Origin of the sequence: Ascidiaceihabitans donghaensis, from assembly GCF_900302465.1 — a bacterium.
GTDB classification, from domain to species: Bacteria; Pseudomonadota; Alphaproteobacteria; order Rhodobacterales; family Rhodobacteraceae; genus Ascidiaceihabitans; species Ascidiaceihabitans donghaensis.
In genome coordinates, this window is sequence record NZ_OMOR01000001.1 from 3,410,432 (window position 1) to 3,429,370 (window position 18,939).

The 18,939-nt window shown below is 54.1% G+C and carries 19 protein-coding genes and 2 riboswitches; of the genes, 9 read left to right on the forward strand and 10 right to left on the reverse strand.

What is annotated here, in order from left to right; translation table 11 throughout:
- Nucleotides 1-60 precede the first annotated feature (60 nt).
- From uvrB to ASD8599_RS17000, 3 genes are all read left to right on the forward strand, one after another.
- The gene (uvrB, locus tag ASD8599_RS16990; RefSeq protein ID WP_108829636.1) at nt 61-2,274 is read left to right on the forward strand and encodes an excinuclease ABC subunit UvrB; all 2,214 of its coding nucleotides are present in this window, start codon (nt 61-63) and stop codon (nt 2,272-2,274) included.
- Nucleotides 2,275-2,344: 70 nt separating this feature from the next.
- The gene (locus ASD8599_RS16995) at nt 2,345-2,563 is read left to right on the forward strand and encodes a DUF6500 family protein (RefSeq protein WP_108829637.1); all 219 of its coding nucleotides are present in this window, start codon (nt 2,345-2,347) and stop codon (nt 2,561-2,563) included.
- Nucleotides 2,564-2,574: 11 nt separating this feature from the next.
- Nucleotides 2,575-3,060, forward strand: a complete 486-nt coding sequence (locus ASD8599_RS17000; RefSeq protein ID WP_108829638.1) for a hypothetical protein — start codon at nt 2,575-2,577, stop codon at nt 3,058-3,060.
- Here ASD8599_RS17000 and ASD8599_RS17005 read toward each other — a convergent pair.
- Complete coding sequence (locus tag ASD8599_RS17005) at nt 3,057-3,284, reverse strand: TFIIB-type zinc ribbon-containing protein (RefSeq protein WP_108829639.1); 228 nt, start codon at nt 3,282-3,284, stop codon at nt 3,057-3,059. The two genes, ASD8599_RS17000 and ASD8599_RS17005, sit on opposite strands and share 4 nt — an antisense overlap.
- Before the next feature lie 234 nt (nt 3,285-3,518).
- On the opposite strand from ASD8599_RS17005, the gene ASD8599_RS17010 reads away from it, so the two are divergent.
- A complete protein-coding gene (locus ASD8599_RS17010; protein WP_146188232.1) occupies nt 3,519-4,118 on the forward strand; it encodes a hypothetical protein in 600 nt (199 codons plus the stop codon).
- Between the two features lie 74 nt (nt 4,119-4,192).
- Here the strand turns inward: ASD8599_RS17010 and ASD8599_RS17015 are convergent, their stop codons facing one another.
- From ASD8599_RS17015 to ASD8599_RS17025, 3 genes are all read right to left on the reverse strand, one after another.
- Entirely contained in the window at nt 4,193-6,478 is a 2,286-nt protein-coding gene (locus ASD8599_RS17015) for a glycosyl hydrolase family 28-related protein (protein WP_108829641.1), read from the reverse strand.
- A 177-nt stretch (nt 6,479-6,655) separates the two neighbouring features.
- Nucleotides 6,656-7,057: a DUF4864 domain-containing protein gene (locus ASD8599_RS17020; RefSeq protein ID WP_245926085.1), complete on the reverse strand. Its 402-nt coding sequence runs from the start codon at nt 7,055-7,057 to the stop codon at nt 6,656-6,658.
- A 69-nt stretch (nt 7,058-7,126) separates the two neighbouring features.
- Nucleotides 7,127-8,701, reverse strand: coding sequence for a lysine--tRNA ligase (locus tag ASD8599_RS17025; RefSeq protein WP_108829642.1), 1,575 nt, complete (start codon nt 8,699-8,701; stop codon nt 7,127-7,129).
- Between the two features lie 118 nt (nt 8,702-8,819).
- Between ASD8599_RS17025 and ASD8599_RS17030 the strand changes: the two genes are divergently transcribed.
- From ASD8599_RS17030 to ASD8599_RS17040, 3 genes are all read left to right on the forward strand, one after another.
- On the forward strand, nt 8,820-9,239 hold the full coding sequence (locus ASD8599_RS17030) for a tellurite resistance TerB family protein (protein WP_108829643.1): 420 nt from the start codon (nt 8,820-8,822) through the stop codon (nt 9,237-9,239).
- A 202-nt stretch (nt 9,240-9,441) separates the two neighbouring features.
- A complete protein-coding gene (locus ASD8599_RS17035; protein ID WP_108829644.1) occupies nt 9,442-9,900 on the forward strand; it encodes a GNAT family N-acetyltransferase in 459 nt (152 codons plus the stop codon).
- Nucleotides 9,901-10,027: 127 nt separating this feature from the next.
- Nucleotides 10,028-10,115: riboswitch (glycine riboswitch) on the forward strand.
- Between the two features lie 23 nt (nt 10,116-10,138).
- A riboswitch (glycine riboswitch) is annotated at nt 10,139-10,246 on the forward strand.
- A gap of 62 nt (nt 10,247-10,308) precedes the next feature.
- The gene (locus ASD8599_RS17040) at nt 10,309-11,547 is read left to right on the forward strand and encodes a D-amino acid dehydrogenase (RefSeq protein WP_108830248.1); all 1,239 of its coding nucleotides are present in this window, start codon (nt 10,309-10,311) and stop codon (nt 11,545-11,547) included.
- A 135-nt stretch (nt 11,548-11,682) separates the two neighbouring features.
- Here the strand turns inward: ASD8599_RS17040 and ASD8599_RS17045 are convergent, their stop codons facing one another.
- The 4 genes from ASD8599_RS17045 to dacB all read right to left on the reverse strand — a co-directional run bounded on the left by ASD8599_RS17045 (nt 11,683) and on the right by dacB (nt 15,127).
- Nucleotides 11,683-12,051, reverse strand: a complete 369-nt coding sequence (locus ASD8599_RS17045) for a hypothetical protein (RefSeq protein WP_108829645.1) — start codon at nt 12,049-12,051, stop codon at nt 11,683-11,685.
- A 35-nt stretch (nt 12,052-12,086) separates the two neighbouring features.
- Nucleotides 12,087-12,557 carry a DUF995 domain-containing protein gene (locus ASD8599_RS17050; protein ID WP_181364526.1) on the reverse strand — a complete coding sequence of 157 codons (471 nt, stop codon included), beginning with the start codon at nt 12,555-12,557 and terminating at the stop codon, nt 12,087-12,089.
- Between the two features lie 183 nt (nt 12,558-12,740).
- On the reverse strand, nt 12,741-13,505 hold the full coding sequence (locus ASD8599_RS17055; RefSeq protein WP_108829647.1) for a helix-turn-helix transcriptional regulator: 765 nt from the start codon (nt 13,503-13,505) through the stop codon (nt 12,741-12,743).
- 128 nt (nt 13,506-13,633) lie between these two features.
- Nucleotides 13,634-15,127, reverse strand: a complete 1,494-nt coding sequence (gene dacB / locus ASD8599_RS17060; protein ID WP_108829648.1) for a D-alanyl-D-alanine carboxypeptidase/D-alanyl-D-alanine endopeptidase — start codon at nt 15,125-15,127, stop codon at nt 13,634-13,636.
- Between the two features lie 97 nt (nt 15,128-15,224).
- Here dacB and ASD8599_RS17065 point away from each other — a divergent pair, with 97 nt between their 5' ends.
- Nucleotides 15,225-16,052 (forward strand): DMT family transporter, encoded by an 828-nt coding sequence (locus tag ASD8599_RS17065; protein ID WP_108829649.1) that lies wholly within the window; start codon nt 15,225-15,227, stop codon nt 16,050-16,052.
- Here the strand turns inward: ASD8599_RS17065 and ASD8599_RS17070 are convergent.
- Both ASD8599_RS17070 and ASD8599_RS17075 read right to left on the reverse strand, forming a co-directional pair.
- Nucleotides 16,032-16,646: a nicotinate-nucleotide adenylyltransferase gene (locus ASD8599_RS17070; RefSeq protein ID WP_108830249.1), complete on the reverse strand. Its 615-nt coding sequence runs from the start codon at nt 16,644-16,646 to the stop codon at nt 16,032-16,034. The two genes, ASD8599_RS17065 and ASD8599_RS17070, sit on opposite strands and share 21 nt — an antisense overlap.
- A 31-nt stretch (nt 16,647-16,677) precedes the next feature.
- Nucleotides 16,678-17,175 carry an MOSC domain-containing protein gene (locus ASD8599_RS17075; protein ID WP_245926087.1) on the reverse strand — a complete coding sequence of 166 codons (498 nt, stop codon included), beginning with the start codon at nt 17,173-17,175 and terminating at the stop codon, nt 16,678-16,680.
- A gap of 41 nt (nt 17,176-17,216) precedes the next feature.
- Here ASD8599_RS17075 and ettA point away from each other — a divergent pair, with 41 nt between their 5' ends.
- The gene (gene ettA / locus ASD8599_RS17080) at nt 17,217-18,872 is read left to right on the forward strand and encodes an energy-dependent translational throttle protein EttA (protein ID WP_108829651.1); all 1,656 of its coding nucleotides are present in this window, start codon (nt 17,217-17,219) and stop codon (nt 18,870-18,872) included.
- Nucleotides 18,873-18,939 lie beyond the last annotated feature (67 nt).

Consider the following 18,939-nt stretch of genomic DNA (forward strand, 5'->3'; position numbering starts at 1 on the left):
AACTGGCTCTTGAACCCTGCGCTCACAACGTCACATTGAAGGCTGAAAGCGAGTGACCCTATGCCTTACGCCCATTCCGACAGCTCTGATGCAACGATGGAACCGATCCTGTCCAATCCTGCCCCTGATGTGCGCAGCCGTCCCAAGCTGGAAGGCGGCAAAGCTTTCAAACTTGTCACGGAATTCGACCCGGCCGGGGATCAACCGACAGCCATCAAGGAACTGACAAGCGGGATCAACGATGGCGACCGCGATCAGGTGCTGTTGGGGGCAACGGGCACCGGCAAGACCTTCACCATGGCGAAGGTGATCGAAGAAACCCAGCGCCCTGCGATCATTTTGGCGCCGAACAAAACTTTGGCGGCGCAATTGTACGGTGAATTCAAAGGGTTCTTTCCCGACAACGCCGTTGAATATTTCGTCAGCTACTATGACTATTATCAACCCGAAGCCTATGTGGCGCGCTCTGACACGTTCATCGAAAAAGAAAGCCAGATCAACGAACAGATTGACCGCATGCGCCACTCTGCCACCCGCGCACTTCTGGAACGCGACGATGTGATTATTGTGGCATCGGTGTCATGTATCTACGGCATCGGCTCTGTTGAAACCTATGGTGCCATGACGCAAGATCTGACTGTCGGAAACAGCTACGACCAACGTCAGGTCATTGCCGATTTGGTGGCCCAGCAATACAAGCGCAACGATCAGGCATTCTTTCGTGGCGCATTTCGGGTACGGGGCGATTCGCTGGAAATCTTCCCTGCCCACCTTGATGACCGGGCATGGCGTTTGTCTTTCTTTGGCGAGGAATTGGAAAGCATTACGGAATTCGACCCGCTGACCGGTGAAAAGACCGCCAACATGGATCAGGTGCGGGTCTATGCGAATTCACACTATGTGACACCCAAGCCAACCATGTCGCAGGCCATCATAGGCATCAAAAAAGAGCTGAAAATGCGTCTGGATCAACTTGTCGGCGACGGCAAGCTGCTGGAAGCCCAACGGCTGGAACAACGCTGTAACTTTGATCTTGAGATGCTGGAAGCCACCGGCGTGTGCAACGGTATTGAAAACTATTCGCGCTACCTGACGGGCCGTGCCCCGGGTGAGCCACCCCCCACGTTGTTTGAATTCATTCCTGACAACGCGATTGTATTTGCCGATGAATCACACGTGTCCGTGCCCCAGATCGGCGGCATGTACAAAGGTGACTACCGACGCAAATTCACTTTGGCTGAACACGGGTTCCGCCTGCCGTCCTGCATGGACAACCGGCCTTTGAAGTTTGAAGAATGGGACGCTATGCGCCCGCAATCTATCTTTGTGTCCGCGACTCCTGCAGCATGGGAAATCGAGCAAACGGGCGGTGTGTTCACCGAACAAATCATTCGCCCCACCGGCTTGATCGATCCCGAAATCGAAATCCGCCCTGTCGAGATGCAAGTTGATGATCTGCTTGACGAGGTGCGCAAAGTGGCTGCCGACGGCATGCGGACGCTATGCACCACCCTGACCAAACGCATGGCCGAAGACCTGACGGAATACATGCACGAACAGGGCATTCGCGTGCGTTATATGCACAGCGACATCGACACGATTGAACGTATCGAAATCCTGCGTGATCTGCGCCTTGGGGCATTTGATGTGTTGATCGGGATCAACCTGTTGCGCGAAGGTTTGGACATCCCCGAATGTGGGTTGGTGGCCATTCTGGATGCGGACAAAGAAGGGTTTTTGCGTTCTGAAACCTCGCTTGTGCAAACCATCGGGCGCGCCGCGCGAAACGCCGAAGGCCGCGTGATCATGTATGCCGACAAAATCACTGGCTCCATGGAACGCGCAATGGGCGAAACAGAACGCCGCCGCGCCAAGCAGATGGCCTACAACCTAGAACATGGCATCACCCCCACAACCGTGAAGAAAAACGTCGAAGACATTCTGGCGGGTCTCTACAAAGGTGACACCGACCAATCCCGCGTGACTGCAAAGATCGACAACCCACTGGCAGGTGGCAATTTGCAAACTGTTCTGGATGGGCTTCGAACCGACATGCGCAAAGCGGCCGAGAATCTGGAATTCGAGGAAGCCGCACGCCTACGGGACGAGGTCAAGCGCCTGGAAACCGTGGACCTTGCTGTCGCAGACGATCCTATGGCACGACAATATGCGGTGGAGAAAGCCGTAGGCGACGCAAAGAAAGCGTCCGGCCGAAGCACGGGCGGGCGCGGTGGCATGCGGGGTGGCAAAAGCCGCTATGGCGGGAAGAAATAGGGGGGCGCCCAGCGCTGAATATGCCCCTTCACCGTTCATCAATTCCCTAAAAACAAAGTGACAAGATGCAATGAGGACAAGTTTAAGGCGAAAGGCGATTGGAATTTGTGATGCCAAACTGGCCTCGAAGGGTGAAAGCGTCGGCTTGTCGTTCTACGCATTTTTCGCCAACAAGAATGACGATCCGGAATTGTTGATGGAAGCTGCCGAATGGTGGATCAAAACACATCAACTGAACCATTTCGAGAAAGCGCAAAAGATCAAAGCTTTGATTCAATCGGGCCAATAGGACTGTTCACGATGCGGAACTGGAAAAAAGCCTGTCGCAAAGACTTCAGGTCGCCTTTTCAACACACTATCTGTTATTTGGTTTTCCTTGCGATACTGCCCTGCCCAGCCTTAGCGTGGGATTTCACCCCGGGCCTGCCCTGTCTTCTTTCACACACCGAAGGCAACCGTCAGATCGAACTGACCTATGACCCCACGCAGCCGCTGTATTCTGTCACCGTTTCTCAGGACACACCGTTCCCGGACAGTCCATTTTTCGCAATGACGTTCAACGGACCACGCCCCAATACCATCGCCAGCACACGCCATACCGTCAGCAACGATGGTCGCTCTGTTACTGTGACGGACACGGGCTTTGGCAATGTGCTGGACGGGTTGCAGTATAACCTTTCGACCACGATCATCGTGGCTGAGGAAAAGTTCGACATACAACTGCGCGGCGCGGCAGGCCCGGTTCAGGCCTTTCGCGATTGTGCGGCAGACGTACCCTCTGCTTAAAAGTCGAACAGCTCTTCCAGAAACCCACCGCGTTTCTTGCGCTTTTCACCGCGGTATCCGTCATCGCGTGACGGGGCCGGCGTGGCTTGCCCGACAGAGCGGTCAATGATCTTGTCCAATTCACCGCGATCCAGCCACACCCCACGGCAACTTGGGCAATAGTCGATTTCAACGCCGCTGCGGTCCGAAATTACAAGCGGGGTTCCGTCGATTGGGCAGATCATGGGGTAGGCTCCTATTTGTTACGATTTTAATATGGTGCGTCTTTACGCGTTTTGCATCCCCTGCATCCGCGTAAAATCAAAGACAAAGTAAACGTCCCATGTGCGGCGTAACCCCTTGTTAACCATAATGAACGCAAATGAAGCACTATGCATCGGCTTCGTTCCCTTTTTTACGCTGTCATGGCGTTTGGCATCTGCGTGTCCCTCGGCTTGCCCGCGCAGGCAGGACCGTGGATGCGTGAAAAAGGGAAAGGGTTCTTTTCCACAGCAACCAAGATGACCTACGGGTTAACAACCACACAGTCGGGATACTTTGAATATGGCATAACCGATCGCCTTACATTTGGTGCGTCTATCGATGTGAACCTTGAAGGCGGATACGCAACCAGTGGCATGGGCCACGTGTTTATGCGCAAACCCCTGAAATGGAAACGTGGCAAGGGGATTTGGGCGTATCAGCTGGGCTTGGGCACCCGGATCGACGCCCTTGGAAAACACCCCTTTACCAAGACATCACTGCATTTTGGCAAAGGTATCACATGGCGCGAGAAAGGTGGTTGGGTCAGTGTCGATGCGGGGATTGAGTGGGCACTGGGATCCGCCAACCATGTGATGAAGGTCGATTTGACAGTCGGGTTGAATATTTCTCCGCGCAGCAAGGCGATGCTTCAGGTCTACACCAATGTCACTCAGTATGAGGCACGGATAACCTTGGCCCCATCATATATCTTCACCCCGAAGGCCAAGAAAATAAGCTACGTGATTGGACTGGAGGCCCCGACAAGCAACAGAAACGACTTCGGAATTAAGCTTGGGGTCTGGCAAAAGTTTTGAAACAGAAAAATGGCAAAAGGCCCACGCGACGCATCACATGGGCCTCATCCTAGACGTCAGTCAGGCTATGACGCTTAGTCATCAATGCGCAAAGCGATCTGGACCTCACCTTTTTGGTCCTCTCCCCACACAACATGGGCACGGTCCTGATTGGGACCTTCACGCAGCTCCACATGCGGCATTTGATACTTGGCAACGTTGTTGGCGTTACGTGTACGCTCAAGGAAAGTGACACTGTCCACACCCACGGCATACCCTTCAAAAGGCAAACGCCCTTCCGTTTCAATGACCCAGGTCGAGGCTGCGGTGTTCTGCTGGTGTTTGATACGCAGCGGATTGGACACCTGATATTCTACGCCATTGTAAGAATTGCCCGTGAAATCCACCAATTTAAAACGGCTGCGATCCAGATCGGCAAAACTGGTGTCCACACGATCGACACGGTCGATGTTGCCTTGAATTGACCGGAACTTATTGCCCGTGACCGCCAAACCATTCAGAAAATGGCCTGTTCCAAAGGGTTTGACCACAATGTAACTGAACCACGGGGCGACATCACCGGACAGAAACACATTGCTGGAAATGGTCATTGAACTGAATGAAAAGCCAGCCGTGAAATCCGGGGTGGAATCATGTTCGTTGGTCCATTCAATAAAGCAATTGTCGATGTAGTTGGCCGACACAACGCTGCTTGTGTATCCGCTGGCAAATACAAAACCAGCAGACCGGACACCATTTGCAACGCTGTCCCCTTGGAAGAAGTGATTGCCGCTGATGACGTTATTGGATCCGCCAAACAGTCCAAAGTGGCGAAAGCGCGTGGCGCGGTTGTCACGGATTTTAGGGTCGTTGGCGTTGATGTTGAACCCGATGCTCTGACGGTCACTGACATCTTCCGCATCTTCATTGGACAGGAACTGGCATCGGTCAATAAAGATCCCCTGACACCCGCTGCCATGGGATGTGACACCGCGGTTCAATGGGCGGGTGACAAAGCAATCGCGAATGTGGAAAATTGATCCACCCGGTGACAGCAGGATGCCACTGCACACGCCGTTGCATTGGAATTCGATGTCGTCAAAAACAAATTTGCTCAGCGAGCTGAACCCGGAAAAATCCACCAGATATTTGAAGCGGCTGAATTTGAAATTCTGTCGACCCTCCGCATCATACAGCGGTTTGTTCAACGTGATTTCACCGGTGCTGATATTTTTGGAACGCACATAAATCTCACGGCCAACACCGGCCCCCTCGACCAAGGACCCCACTTCAACCGACGCAATGTTGCTGACTGATGTCAGTGTACGCGAATCCGCAGGGTCGTAAGTGGCTTGAGAGTTCACAACCGTTGTGGCCCAATCACCGCCACTGGCAGCTTCAAGCTGACCGTTGCGGATCACGCGGCGGGTAGCATAGCTGGTGCGGTCCGGCACGGCGGCCTGCATGTCGATGGGTTCGGTGATAAAGACCTTGCGCCCCCGCAAGTCCAGGGCTTCGTGGTCAGAATTGTTCAGCAGTGCCTGAAACCCCTTTTTAAAGGCCAGCTCTTCGTCACCAAAAGCATCGATGTAGGCAGGCAGATGAAATTCGGTCGTAAGCAACAGCACCTTGTCGGTCGGCATGGTCACGGTTCCCTCAAAACGCACAGGGCCTTCCAAAGTGACATCGCTGTTCAGACGGTAAACCCCCGGAGGAACCAAAATCAAACGTCCGTTGGCAGCCGCATTAGCACGGTCAAAGGCGGCACTGTTGTCGGTGGTACCGTCACCGATCGCACCGTAATCGCGCACATCCACCACAGAAATGAGATCACGCAAAAAGAACGATGTGACGTCTTCGATTTCGATGTCATCAATACGCACGATGCCACCATTCGGCCCCGTCAGATCAATGCCGAAGTGGCCATAAATAGGCTCACTTCCCCAGATCATGTCGACGCCGGTACGGTCCCCTGCCCCGACAATTGCCTTGATCTCATAGACCTCTCCGTAATCTGTCAGCGTCGTACTTGCGGCATTCAAAGGAATACCTGTTACCGCATTGCCCCCCGAACGGCCTGCAAAGGCTGCGACACGTACGTTAGGCAAACTGCCAGAGATCACTTTGATCCGTGCCGTTATCTGCAAGTAACACCCCGGCAACAATGGGGTTTCGCCCATGTAACGCAAACGCGTTGTGTTTGCGATTTTTTGCACTTCCAGGCAGCTGCCAAAATCCTGATCCGCTGGCACAAACGCCGCGTTGGCCGCATTGGCATAGGTATCAGATCCCGGCGTTCCATCGCCGCTGGACCATACATTCAAACCATTCGCAAATGATGGTGGCATCAGCACCACGCCGTCGGTAATTGCCTTGTTCATCAAAATCCCTTTCGCGGGCGGTGCAAGCCGTGTTGGGCACGCAGCGCATATTGAACCAGCGCACTGCAACCGGGTTCGGTGCAGCGCATGCGGGAAAAGGAAGTATCAATGAATGGTTAAGGTGCCCTCACACCACCGTTACGGTGGTCCTTGCAAAGGCGAAAGACCGGCAAGGTTTCAGGCGTTGACATCCGGCTGCGGCAACAGCTGTACGCCATTGATTTTCCAGCCATCTTCGGTTTCTAACATCCGGTACCCCAAGACGTGGGTTACCCCGTCCTGATCCTTGATCAAAACCTTCTGCCAGATGTCGCCGGCGATTTCTTCTTGCTCCAGATAGCGCACATCGGATGGTCGCCAAACCATCGGATACCCCGTGGTCACCATCTTTTGAAATCGCGCAACGGACCCAAAAATACGTTGAATGTTCGGGCTGGCAAATGCAAACGCTGCATCAAAATCATCGACCTTGAAAGCTTCGATTTGCCCACGAATGGTGTTTTGGATGCCAAGGTCCTGCGCCCAGGCACCACCCGCCATCACGGCGGCGATCACGGTCATTTTCAAAGTCTTCAACATGCGGTGTTCTCCTGCGCTACACCAAGAATCGTAGTGCAAGAGAAATGCAAAACAAGGCAGCGACAGGGTTTAGACCAATTCACCTGCCAAAGCGCTGTCGATCAATGCAATGGTTTCGTCCACGCCATATAGCGCTATAAACCCGCCGAAACGCGGACCTTGGGACGCGCCCAACAGCACCTCGTAAAGCGCCGTGAACCAATCGCGTAGCGGATCAAACCGTTCGCGTCCGCAGGCAAAGACCTCGGATTGCAACGCTTCTGCATCCAATCCACCGTCCCAAACCTTCAACCGTTCACGCAGGTCTTCCAACGCTTCGCGTTCAAGGTCTGTTGGCGCACGGAACACCTTTTTCGGCTTCACAAAGTCGTTGTAGTAGCGCACCGCAAATCCTGCCGCCTGATCCAATTGCGGATGCGTTTCTGGCGACGCGTCCGGCGCATAGCGTTGCATGAACCCCCACAGCTGCGATTTTTCCTCAGCCGAGGACACAGACGCCAGATTCAACAACATCGAGAACGGCACAACCATATCGCTGGCTGGCACGTTGTGGCCGTGGATGTGGAAGACAGGGTTGTTCAATCGACCCTTCGCATCCTGTCCCGCATAGGCCCGCAATTGCTGGTGATATTCGTCCACAGCTTTGGGGATCACGTCAAAATGCATGCGCTTGGCCGTCTTTGGCTTGAGATACATGAAATACGACAAGGATTCAGTCGACGCATAGGTCAGCCATTCGTCGATTGAAATACCATTGCCAGAGGTCTTGGAAATCTTGTGTCCGTCAGCATCCAGAAACAACTCATATGTGAAGTGTTCGGGCTTTTTGCCACCAAGAATTTCGCAAATACGGTCATAAATCGGCGTGTTGGTGGAATGGTCCTTGCCGTACATCTCGAAATCGACATCCAAAGCCGCCCAGCGTGCGCCAAAGTCTGGCTTCCACTGCAATTTTACGTTTCCGCCTGTGACAGGCAATGTCCATTCGCGGCCCTCTTCATCGTCAAAGGTGATGGTGCCGTCAGCCTTGTTCACACTTTTCATCGGCACGTACAAAACGCGACCGGTTTCGGGATGGATGGGCAGGAAAATGGAATAGGTTTCGCGGCGTTCTTCACGCAGCGATTTCAGCATGACGGCCATGACCTCGTCATATTTTTCAACAGCACGCAGCAGGATATCGTCAAATTTTCCAGAGCGGTAGAACTCGGTCGAGCTTATAAATTCATACTCAAAGCCAAATGTGTCCAGAAAGCTGTTCAGCTTGGCATTGTTGTGGGCGCCAAAACTGTCATGGGTGCCAAAGGGGTCAGGAACATCTGTCAATGGGCGCTGCAAGTGTTCCACAAGGCTTTCGGAATTGGGGACATTCCCCGGCACTTTGCGCATCCCGTCCAGATCGTCGGAAAAGCACACAAGCCGCGTGGGAATGTCAGAAATCACCTCAAAAGCGCGGCGCACCATCGTGGTCCGTGACACTTCGCCAAATGTGCCAATATGCGGCAGACCTGACGGGCCGTACCCTGTTTCAAACAGGACATACCCCTTTTCAGGCGGTTTTTTGGAATACCGTTTCAACAACCGGCGCGCTTCTTCAAAAGGCCACGCTTTGCTGGCCAGTCCGGCCTCTCGCAGATCGCTCATGTCAGTATCCTTTGTCAAACAGCGCGCCCGATAGGCGCCAACCTGCCACTCCCTATTGCGCGGGGGGGCATAGGTCAATATTCTGCACCGCAACATAACCCTATAAGGACGCCTTGCAGTGACCGATGCCCCACATTCCTTGACGGCCCAAGATGCACTGGTTGCACTGATGATCGCCGTTTCCGCATCTGATTCCGATATCGGGACGGCCGAACTGGTAAAAATCCAATCTGCCATCAATATGCTGCCGGTGTTCGCGGACTACGATCTGGACCGCCTGACAACAATCAGCCAAACTGTGTTTGACTTGTTTGATCAGGAAGACGGGCTTGATGCCCTGTTCGGACTGGTCCGCGAAGCGCTACCGGAGCGCTTGTATGAAACGGCCTATGCTTTGGCCTGCGATGTTGCCGCCGCTGACGGATCGCTAGAAGAAGCCGAGCTGCGCCTGCTTGAAGAAATGCGGTATGAGCTGAACATCGACCGGCTGCACGCGGCTGCCATCGAACGCGGCGCAAGGGCGCGGCATTTAACATAAAGCTTGTCACAGCAATGGGGAGCCTCTACCCCTAAAAATTGCAGGCATTTGCGCCTGCGATGGAGAATTTATGTCTACGATTGCGGGCAACCGCTAAACTCTGGCGCACAGAGTTCACACATAATCCAGCCGCTGTCATTTCAGCGGCTTCTCTAAGTGCGGCACCAACCACAAGCGTGCCAAAGTGAAAGACTTCACACAAATGACGATCAAACAAACGACATCAACAGACATTCCACAGCTTCAGTCTGTTCTAAATGCCACTGAATTGTTCCCTGGCGATATGCTACCGGACATGATTTCAGGCTTTTTATCAGATGAAACCAGTGAAGAAATCTGGCTGACGTTTCTGCAAAACGAGCAACCCGTCGGTTTTTGCTACGCGATGCCAGAACAGCTGACTGAAGGGACATGGAACATGCTGGCCATCGCTGTGCACCCCGACACCCAAGGGTCAGGCGTTGGCGGACAATTGACCAAAGCGCTGGAGGACCAGCTGCGTGCAAATGGCAATCGCATCCTTATCGCGGATACTTCAGGTACAGACGACTTTGCCCAAACCCGCGCATTCTACGCCAAACAGGGCTATGGCGAAGAAGCCCGCATTCGGGATTTTTGGGCTGCAGGCGATGACAAGGTGATTTATCGCAAGGCGCTTTAAGACAAAACCTGTGGCCGCCTAAACGCGGCCTCAGGTGATCCCAAACCCGTGAGCGAAATTTGATAACATTATGTGTAAATTTCCTTTGCACCACATCGTGAAGTTTCCTATACGAAACCCAAGTTGATAAGACCCCATGGGAGAGCGCAGGACACCCTGCCGCCGAAGGAGCAACGCCCCGGAAACTCTCAGGCACCAAGGACCGTGTGGGCCGCCCGCTGCGCAAATGCGCAAACGATATCAACGATCTGGAGAGTGGCTTGCGCCAAGCGCCGCAGGCCCACCGAAGGAGGAAGCCGTTCGTAAGAAGGGTGAAGCTCTCAGGTCTCGTGACAGATGGGGACGCCGCACCAGCAAATCCGCTGGGCTGTGTCCTACAATCTGCGCATGACCAAAAAGGCCAAACACATGGCACAAATCGCAATCATCGGCGCCGGAATCACTGGCATCACCACCGCTTATGCCCTGTCGCGGCGCGGCTTTCAGGTTACCGTATTCGACCGCAACCGCTACGCTGCGATGGAAACGTCTTTTGCCAATGGCGGACAGTTGTCTGCATCCAACGCAGAGGTCTGGACCCGTTGGGGCACTATCTTCAAGGGGTTGAAGTGGATGCTGCGCTCCGATGCGCCTTTGCTGGTGAACCCCAAGCCAAGCTGGCACAAACTGTCGTGGATGGCCGAATTCATGGGCAACATTCCCGACTATGAAAAGAACACCATCGCCACGGCCAAGATGGCGATTGAAGCCCGCAAACACTTGTTGGGTTTCGCGGACGAGGCAGGTTTCAAATTCGACATGGAAAAGCGCGGCATCTTGCACGTCTACAAAAAGCAATCCGAACTGGATCATGCCCGCCACGTCAACACCTTGCTGAAAAAAGCCGGCCTTGAGCGTCACGAAGTCTCAAGCAGCGAAGTGCAAAGCATTGAACCGGCCCTGCGCACGGACGTCATCGGTGGCTTCTATACCGAAAGTGATTTCACTGGCGACATTCACCTGTATGCCCGCCAATTGTCCAAAGCTTGCGAAGCCAATGGCGTTACTTTTTGCTACCGCGCTGCCGTAAACGAGATCAAACACACAGGCCAAGGCGTCGATGTATCTTGGCAAAGCGGAAACACAGGCGACACACAACACTTTGACGGCATCGTCGTCTGCGCTGGCGTCGGGTCCCGCGATATTGCTGCAGACCTTGGCGACCGTGTGAACATCTACCCCGTCAAAGGGTATTCCATCACCGTAAATCTGGACGATGAGGCCAGCCAGAACGCCGCCCCTTGGGTGTCTTTACTGGATGACGAAGCGAAAGTGGTCACGTCACGTCTGGGCAAAAACCGTTTCCGTGTCGCAGGAACAGCAGAGTTCAACGGCTACAACCTGGACATCCGGGACAATCGTGTAAAACCGTTGACCAAATGGGTAGAAGACTTCTTCCCGGACGTGTCCACCGAACACTGCGTCCCATGGGCGGGCTTGCGCCCTATGATGCCTTCAATGCTGCCAAAAGTTGGACCCGGCAAAAAAACTGGCGTGTTCTACAACACAGGGCACGGGCATCTGGGATGGACACTATCGGCGGCAACAGCAGAAGCCGTGGCCGATTGTGTTGAGGCCGCACGGGTGCGCAATGAACGGGCCGCTTAGGGTCATGACCCTACACAGCAACAGACAATTGGCGGCCCACATGCTTGCGGGCCGCCAAATTGAATTGTGCACCTCAAAACGCATAAGAGTTCGCGATAACAGCGCATTGGCTGCTGACGAAACCCAAAATGTGGCCTATTTCAGATTGAAAATATTCGTGGCGCCTTTGCCTTGATCACGTGTGATGCGTAGCTTGTTGCCATCAATTTCGACAATCTGACAATTGGTTCCGGTTTCTTCTTTTTTGATCACCAAATTACGACAATAAAACCCCTTGGTGAATGTCCAATTGCCAACATATTTACCCTGTTTCTTAAGTCGCCCGTCGGTTTTGCCATTGGCACGGATCACAGCAAAGCCGCCATCCCAAGTGATCTTTTTGCCGACCACCAATGCACTAAACTCCTCAGAGGTTTTGATCCGCTTGAAATTGTCCGCAAGTGCCGGGATTGCAGCCGTTGCCACAAGGGCAAAAACAGAAAAAGCTATAGTGGATTTACGCATGTAGTGTTCCTTGTTGGTTGCGATAATTGCAGGCGCTAAAGGCCGATTTTCTTTTTCGCACGATTAAATTTTGATTGATGCTTGAACCGCTTAGACGCATTTTTGTCCGACTTGACGTCCTGAACACGCCACCAGTCCGCATCGTCATTCCAACGGCGCCACATCGTGCCTTCAGTATCAACAATATGCGCAATGCAATCGGCGTCGTTCTTCTTGGACTTAATTTCGCCGTTGTCTTTCCAATACCAAACAAGCTCGTGACAGATCACACCCTTCTTCACCGACCACTTACCGATACCAACTGATTTTGGATCTTTGCCGCAAAACGCAATCGCTTCCCAGCCTGCGCCGAAGTAGACACCGCCACCGTTGCAAGAACTCCATTCGCGGGCTGTGCCACCATAGAAATTTGCGACGGCCTGATTGTCTGCACGCTTTGCATTTTGCGGCTTCGGATCCGCTTGTGCAAAGGATGCAACAACAACAATGGCCGCCGCGATACTCATAACTGGAATTGCCTTAAACATAAATTATTTTCACTCTTTAATATCAGAAACTTACAGGTCAAAATGCCCGACCTTAACGGGCGGGGGATCGATAAAATCCAACTATATCCTTGGTGAAAAACGCACGCGGAACAAGTTATCGTTTCCGATATTTGTCCTGCATCGCGCCCCTACATCAGCCCCTTAAAGGGTGATCCAACCATCGCGCACAGCAATCGCAATGGCTTGTTCACGCGTGCTGGCGCCAAGCTTTTGACGAATAGACAACAAGTGCTTGCGCACCGTCACTTCGGCGATTTTCGTTTTGAACGCGATCTGGTCGTTGCGCAGTCCACATGCCAAGAAGCTTAAAACATCGTGTTCTCTTGGCGACAAAGATCTTTCGCGCACAATGAAACGCCGTAAAATGTCTTTATCTTCTGGGCCAGACAAAGACGGGTTAGGGATGTTTGCGGCAATGATGGCGTGGATGATTTTCAATCGGTCAAACCCCAAACGGGCATCAACCTCTGCCAAAGTTTCACCAGAACAGAAAACCACCAAAGTACGATATCCAGACCCCAAACCACCGGCGCTGCTGCCGTACAATGACCCGTACCCATAGGCTTTAAGATCATGGTTCAAATGATAGGCTGGGTCGATCTTGGGCAAAGTGCCACAATCAACCGCAACCTGTGCATGTCCTGCTACGAGAGCCGCTATAAATGGGTCAATAAGGTGGTATTTCTCACTTTCATACCGTGCCAGCCAAGCCTCCGACATCGAAGACATACCCCATGCGGCCGCATCTCCGGCCGGTGTGGTGCCACCGACATTCACGGCCAGCCCGCCGATGTCTCGAACGATGGTGTGGGCCGTTTGTAAATTGCTTTCGCCGCTTGCGGTGTTCTGAAAACGTGCGTTGATCTCGCTGATCATTTGTTCAAAAGGCTCAAGCCCAAGCATCATGATCGCCTCCGAGGATCGTCGTCCGCATCAGGGTGATGTTTCTATTCGGCTTTAGCAAGGATAAGCCTGCATAAACACAGCGAAAAAGGGCGAAAACACACATACAACTACCTAAGGTAGGCGTACCGTTACGATCCGTATAACGTGCCCCAGCGCTCAATCAATTGCTGCTGTAAACGCTTCGCCCGTTTGTTGTACCCGCGGGCGCCCTGCGGCGCCTCTCGGTTCGCCTTTTTGATACGTTTGCGCACGGCCTCGTCGCCAGAGAAAATCGCAAAAGCCAGAACAGATCCATCCTTGGCCTCCATGTACCCACCCAAACCAGAAACAAAATTCAACGTCCCCGTTTTGGCATTCACTGCGATGGGATGATTTTTCAGGACCTTGCCCTTGGCATCGCGCATCGCCACGGGTTTTAGCAAGGGACGCAAGGTGTTGGACGCATAGACCTTTACCAAAGTATCAACCATTGCATCTGCCGTCATCCGGTTGCCTGCGCCAAGGCCCGAATGGTCCTGCAGTTTCATCCCTGACACACCCAGTTTGGATTTGACCCAAGCGTTCATCGCAGATGCCGAAGCCCGCAAACCGGATGGGTTTCGCCCACTGCGTGCCGTGGCCGCCATGCCGACCATTTCGGCAATCAGATTGTTCGAGAATCGCAACATATCACGCAGGATTTCGCGCAAAACCTCACTTTGATGTGTGACCAGAACAGTGCCCTGCGGGGCACGTTTCATGTTCTGTGCTGGTTTCAGGCGTATGCCCTGCGCCCCTGCCATCGTACGAAAAACATCGGCAGCGTAAGCGCCTGGCTTGCGAACGGGCAACCAGCGCGACCCGCCGCCGCCCAAAGCCGAACGGGCAACGGACCAAGTGTCCACACCCTTTTGATCGGCGTAAGAATAGACCGGAATAGATCGTTCCGCGATGCGCATCCGCGCCATCGTCACATCTGGGCGATAGCGATCAGAGCGTGCATCCATAGTCACGGAATATTTTCCTGAAGCCCGCCGCCATTCGAAATGTACCCGGTTGAAATTCAAGGCAATCCCGGACACCGCCGGACTGTAGCCCACATGGTCCGGTTGGTCCGTGTCGATGGTCTTCACAAAAGGCAACGCGCCCTCATAGACTTTGAACGCACCGCGGACTTCGCGTATGCCTGCCGCTTTCAATTGGCGGGCCATATCGGCCAAATCATTGGTATCAAGCGTCGGATCACCACCGCCCACAAGAACCAGATCACCCGAAACAACACCATTCGATACAGACCCTGTCGCCATCAAACGGGTTTGAAAGCGATGTCCTGCCCCCAACCGGTCCAACGCATATAGCGCCGTAACTGCTTTGGTGACAGACGCAGGCGCAACTTGGGCCGTGGGCGTGTTTGCTTCTAGGCGGGCACCCGTTTTGGCGTCCGCCACAGCGTAGGCAACATGTCCATTTAGCTTGGCTTCACGGATCAGATCCTTGGGACCCCGCACAGCACGTTTGTGAAAATCACCACCCCGCGCACGAGGTCGCAACGACTTTCCAGGCGCATCCGCAAAAGCCACACCCGCAGCCAGCGCCGAAATACCGCCTGCCAGAAAATACCGTTTAGAAATACCATGTGTCATGCGGCGCAGTTAACCAAAGCGGTGTGACAGTAACAAGGCAACAAGCGATCACTTTTGTATCCTTTCCGCGGCCCGTGCCCCGTGATACTGCGCCTGTATGCAACGCGCTGTCCTGATCATGTTTGTCGCCATGTCGTTGATCCCTGCCGGGGACACTGCAGGTAAACTGCTAACCCAGTCAGGGTTGGCCACACCCGCCTTTGTGGCATGGTCGCGCTTTATCGTGGGGGTGGTTCTGATTTTGCCCTTTACGCCCCGCAGCGCATGGAGATTGTTGCGCGACTGGCGGATATGGTTACGTGGCATACTGATCGCTTGCGGCATTAGTTGCATCCAGATCGCTTTAAGCCGCGCACCCATTGCAGACGTCTTCGCCGCCTTTTTCATCGGGCCGTTGATCAGCTACGGCATGGCGGCAGTCTTTTTGCGCGAACCCATTACATGGCAACGTACAGCATTGATTTTCATCGGATTTACCGGTGTATTGGTTGTGGTTCAGCCGGGATCTGACACATCGCCCGCGCTCTTTTGGGCTGTTGCGGCTGGCACGTGTTATGGTGCGTTTCTGACGTCTTCGCGCTGGCTTGCCCACCTTGGAAGCCCCATTGCATTGTCTTTTACACAGCTGTTTATCGCAGGCTTGATCCTAACGCCTTTCGGTCTGGCCACTTTGCCGCAGTTCACGCCTTATGTCACAACAGTCACCTTCCTGTCAGGGCTTGGTTCCATGTTGGGCAACCTGCTTTTGCTATATGCCTACAGTGCTGCCCCTGCCACACGACTGGCACCGTTGGTCTATTTTCAACTGTTCGCAGCAGTACTATTCGGTTGGTTTGTTTTCGACACATGGCCCCAAATGTGGACATGGATCGGGTTGCTGATTGTTATGACCGCGGGCATTACATCAGCACGTTTGAAAGCCTGACCATTTACCACTTTTCCGAATGGCCGTCGACGAATGCGCCACCATTGGAACATTCACAAAGCACCACGCGGGCGATTGCGCTTGCGCCAGCACATGGGACATGCGCCCCGCAATCCGGTACGGTGCATAAACCTTGGCAGCTCTGCTCATCCGCGCCGAAATCCGGTCACCGGGACGGGCCAAGACACCAACAGGAACGTTGTCCATGATCCAGCGCCAATCCTTCCACAAATGCATCTGCGCCAGATTGTCCGCGCCCATCAACCACACAAACCGCACACCACGGCACTGCATTTGCAAAGCTTGCAGCGTCTCGGCCGTGTAACGCGTGCCCAGATGCGCCTCGATATCCGTGATCTCGACACGCGGGTGCTGCATGACCTCACGCGCCCGTTGCATCCGTTGATCCAGCGGCGCAGGCCCTTGCACTTTCAACGGATTGCCGGGGCTTACCATCCACCACACGCGATCCAACCCAAAGCGCTTTAACGCCTCGCGCGTGATATGCGCATGCCCCGCGTGCGCGGGGTCAAAAGAACCACCCAAAAGACCGATGGTTTGGCCGGGGCGAGCATATGGGAAAACGCCATTCATGCCGACTGTTGGCCCCAAAATATCGGGCCTGTCAATCAATTGGCCGAACGGCATCACCCAACCGAACACACCCTGACCCCAAGACCGAAGCGCACCACCCTCCGTGCCCACGCACGGCAGAGTAACCACCCCGCCCCAAAACCTCTTCCATTCGTGAACATGGGGCGCAAATGGAGGTGATCTGCAAAACAGAGTCCCCGATTGCGATTTGACGCCCTTTCAGCGCACTTAAGTTGATCCCCGACACAACCAAGTTGCGCCGCAGCACGGCAGGCAAGATTTCGTCTTTCCCTAGCATCGCACCAATTACCGGCAAATGCTCTGCCTGTATCAAGGTAACTGCGCGCTTTCCCGCCCGCCCGTGATCACCCGTCAGGCCGCTTTCATCAATAAACACATCACCGACGGAAATCATGCCTGCGCGACGTGTGGGGCGCACACCGATCCATGTTATTGATCCCGATTGCGCATACCCTGCAATCAATTCCTTCAACGCATACATTTCATTGCCCCCTTGGCCCCGCTGCATTATGACACCCCAAACCAAATTCCCCAATCGGAGTCGTCCCAATGGCAGCCTATCAATACGTCTATCACATGTCCGGTGTATCCAAGGCCTACCCCGGCGGCAAAAAATGCTTTGAAAACATCCACCTGAACTTCCTGCCCGGTGTGAAAATCGGCGTTGTGGGCGTGAACGGCTCGGGTAAGTCCACGCTGATGAAGATCATGGCGGGGCTGGACAAGGATTTCACCGGCGAAGCATGGCACGCCGAAGGAGCCAAAGTAGGCTATCTGCCGCAGGAACCCCAGCTTGATCCGGCGCTTAATGTTCGTGAGAACGTGATGCTGGGTGTGGCTGAAAAGAAGGCCGTTCTGGACCGCTACAACGAACTGGCGATGAACTATTCGGATGAGACCGCCGAGGAAATGGGCCAACTGCAAGACAAGATCGACGCGGAAAACCTCTGGGATCTCGATTCACAAATCGACGTGTCGATGGAGGCCTTGCGCTGCCCGGCCGACGACGCCGACGTCACAACCTTGTCGGGGGGTGAAGCGCGCCGCGTCGCCCTGTGCCAATTGCTATTGTCCGCGCCCGACATGCTGTTGCTTGACGAACCAACCAACCACCTCGACGCTGAAACAATCGCATGGCTGCAACAGCACCTCATCGATTACAAAGGCACAATCCTGATCGTCACCCACGACCGTTACTTCCTTGATTCCATCACCACATGGATTTTGGAACTGGAACGTGGGCGCGGCATCCCATGGGAAGGCAACTATTCCTCATGGGTCGACCAAAAGGCCAAACGCCTTCTGCAAGAAGCCCGCGAAGACAAATCGCGCCAGAAAACCCTGCAACGCGAACTCGACTGGATGCGCCAAGGGGCCAAGGCAAGGCAGGCGAAATCCAAGGCGCGGATCAGCGCCTATAACGAACTGGCCGACAAATCAGAGCGCGAAAAGCTCACCTATGCCCAGATCGTCATCCCCAATGGCCAACGTCTTGGCAACAAGGTGATCGAGGTCACAAACCTGAAGAAGGCCATGGGCGACAAGCTGTTGATTGACGGTCTGTCCCTGTCCATCCCCCCCGGCGGCATCGTCGGTGTGATCGGACCAAACGGCGCTGGCAAATCCACGCTGTTCAAGATGCTGACAGGCCACGAACAGCCCGACGAAGGCACCGTCGAGATCGGCAACACGGTTGAACTGTCCTATGTCGACCAGTCCCGCGACGACCTGAACCCCGACGACAACGTCTGGCAGGCGATTTCCGGCGGGGCCGAATTGATCGCGCTTGGCGACGCAGAGGTCAATTCACGGGCCTATTGTTCATCCTTCAACTTCAAGGGCGCGGACCAGCAGAAAAAAGTCGGCCTGCTGTCGGGTGGTGAACGCAACCGCGTGCACATGGCGCGTCTGCTCAAAGATGGCGGCAACGTGCTGCTTCTCGATGAGCCGACCAACGATTTGGACGTCGAAACTTTGCGCGCTTTGGAAGACGCTTTGGTCGATTTCGCAGGCTGCGCCGTCGTCATTTCACACGACCGCTTCTTCCTCGACCGCATCTGCACACACATGCTGGCGTTCGAAGGGGATTCACACGTTGAGTGGTTCGAGGGCAACTTCGAGGACTATGAGGAAGACAAAAAGCGCCGCTTAGGGGCGGATGCGATGGAGCCCAAGCGGTTGAAGCATAAGAAGTTCTCTAGATGAACTTTACGAAGTAAATTCATCGGTTGCGAGGCAGGGTATGCGCAGCATGCCCGTTCGCACTCGGTTG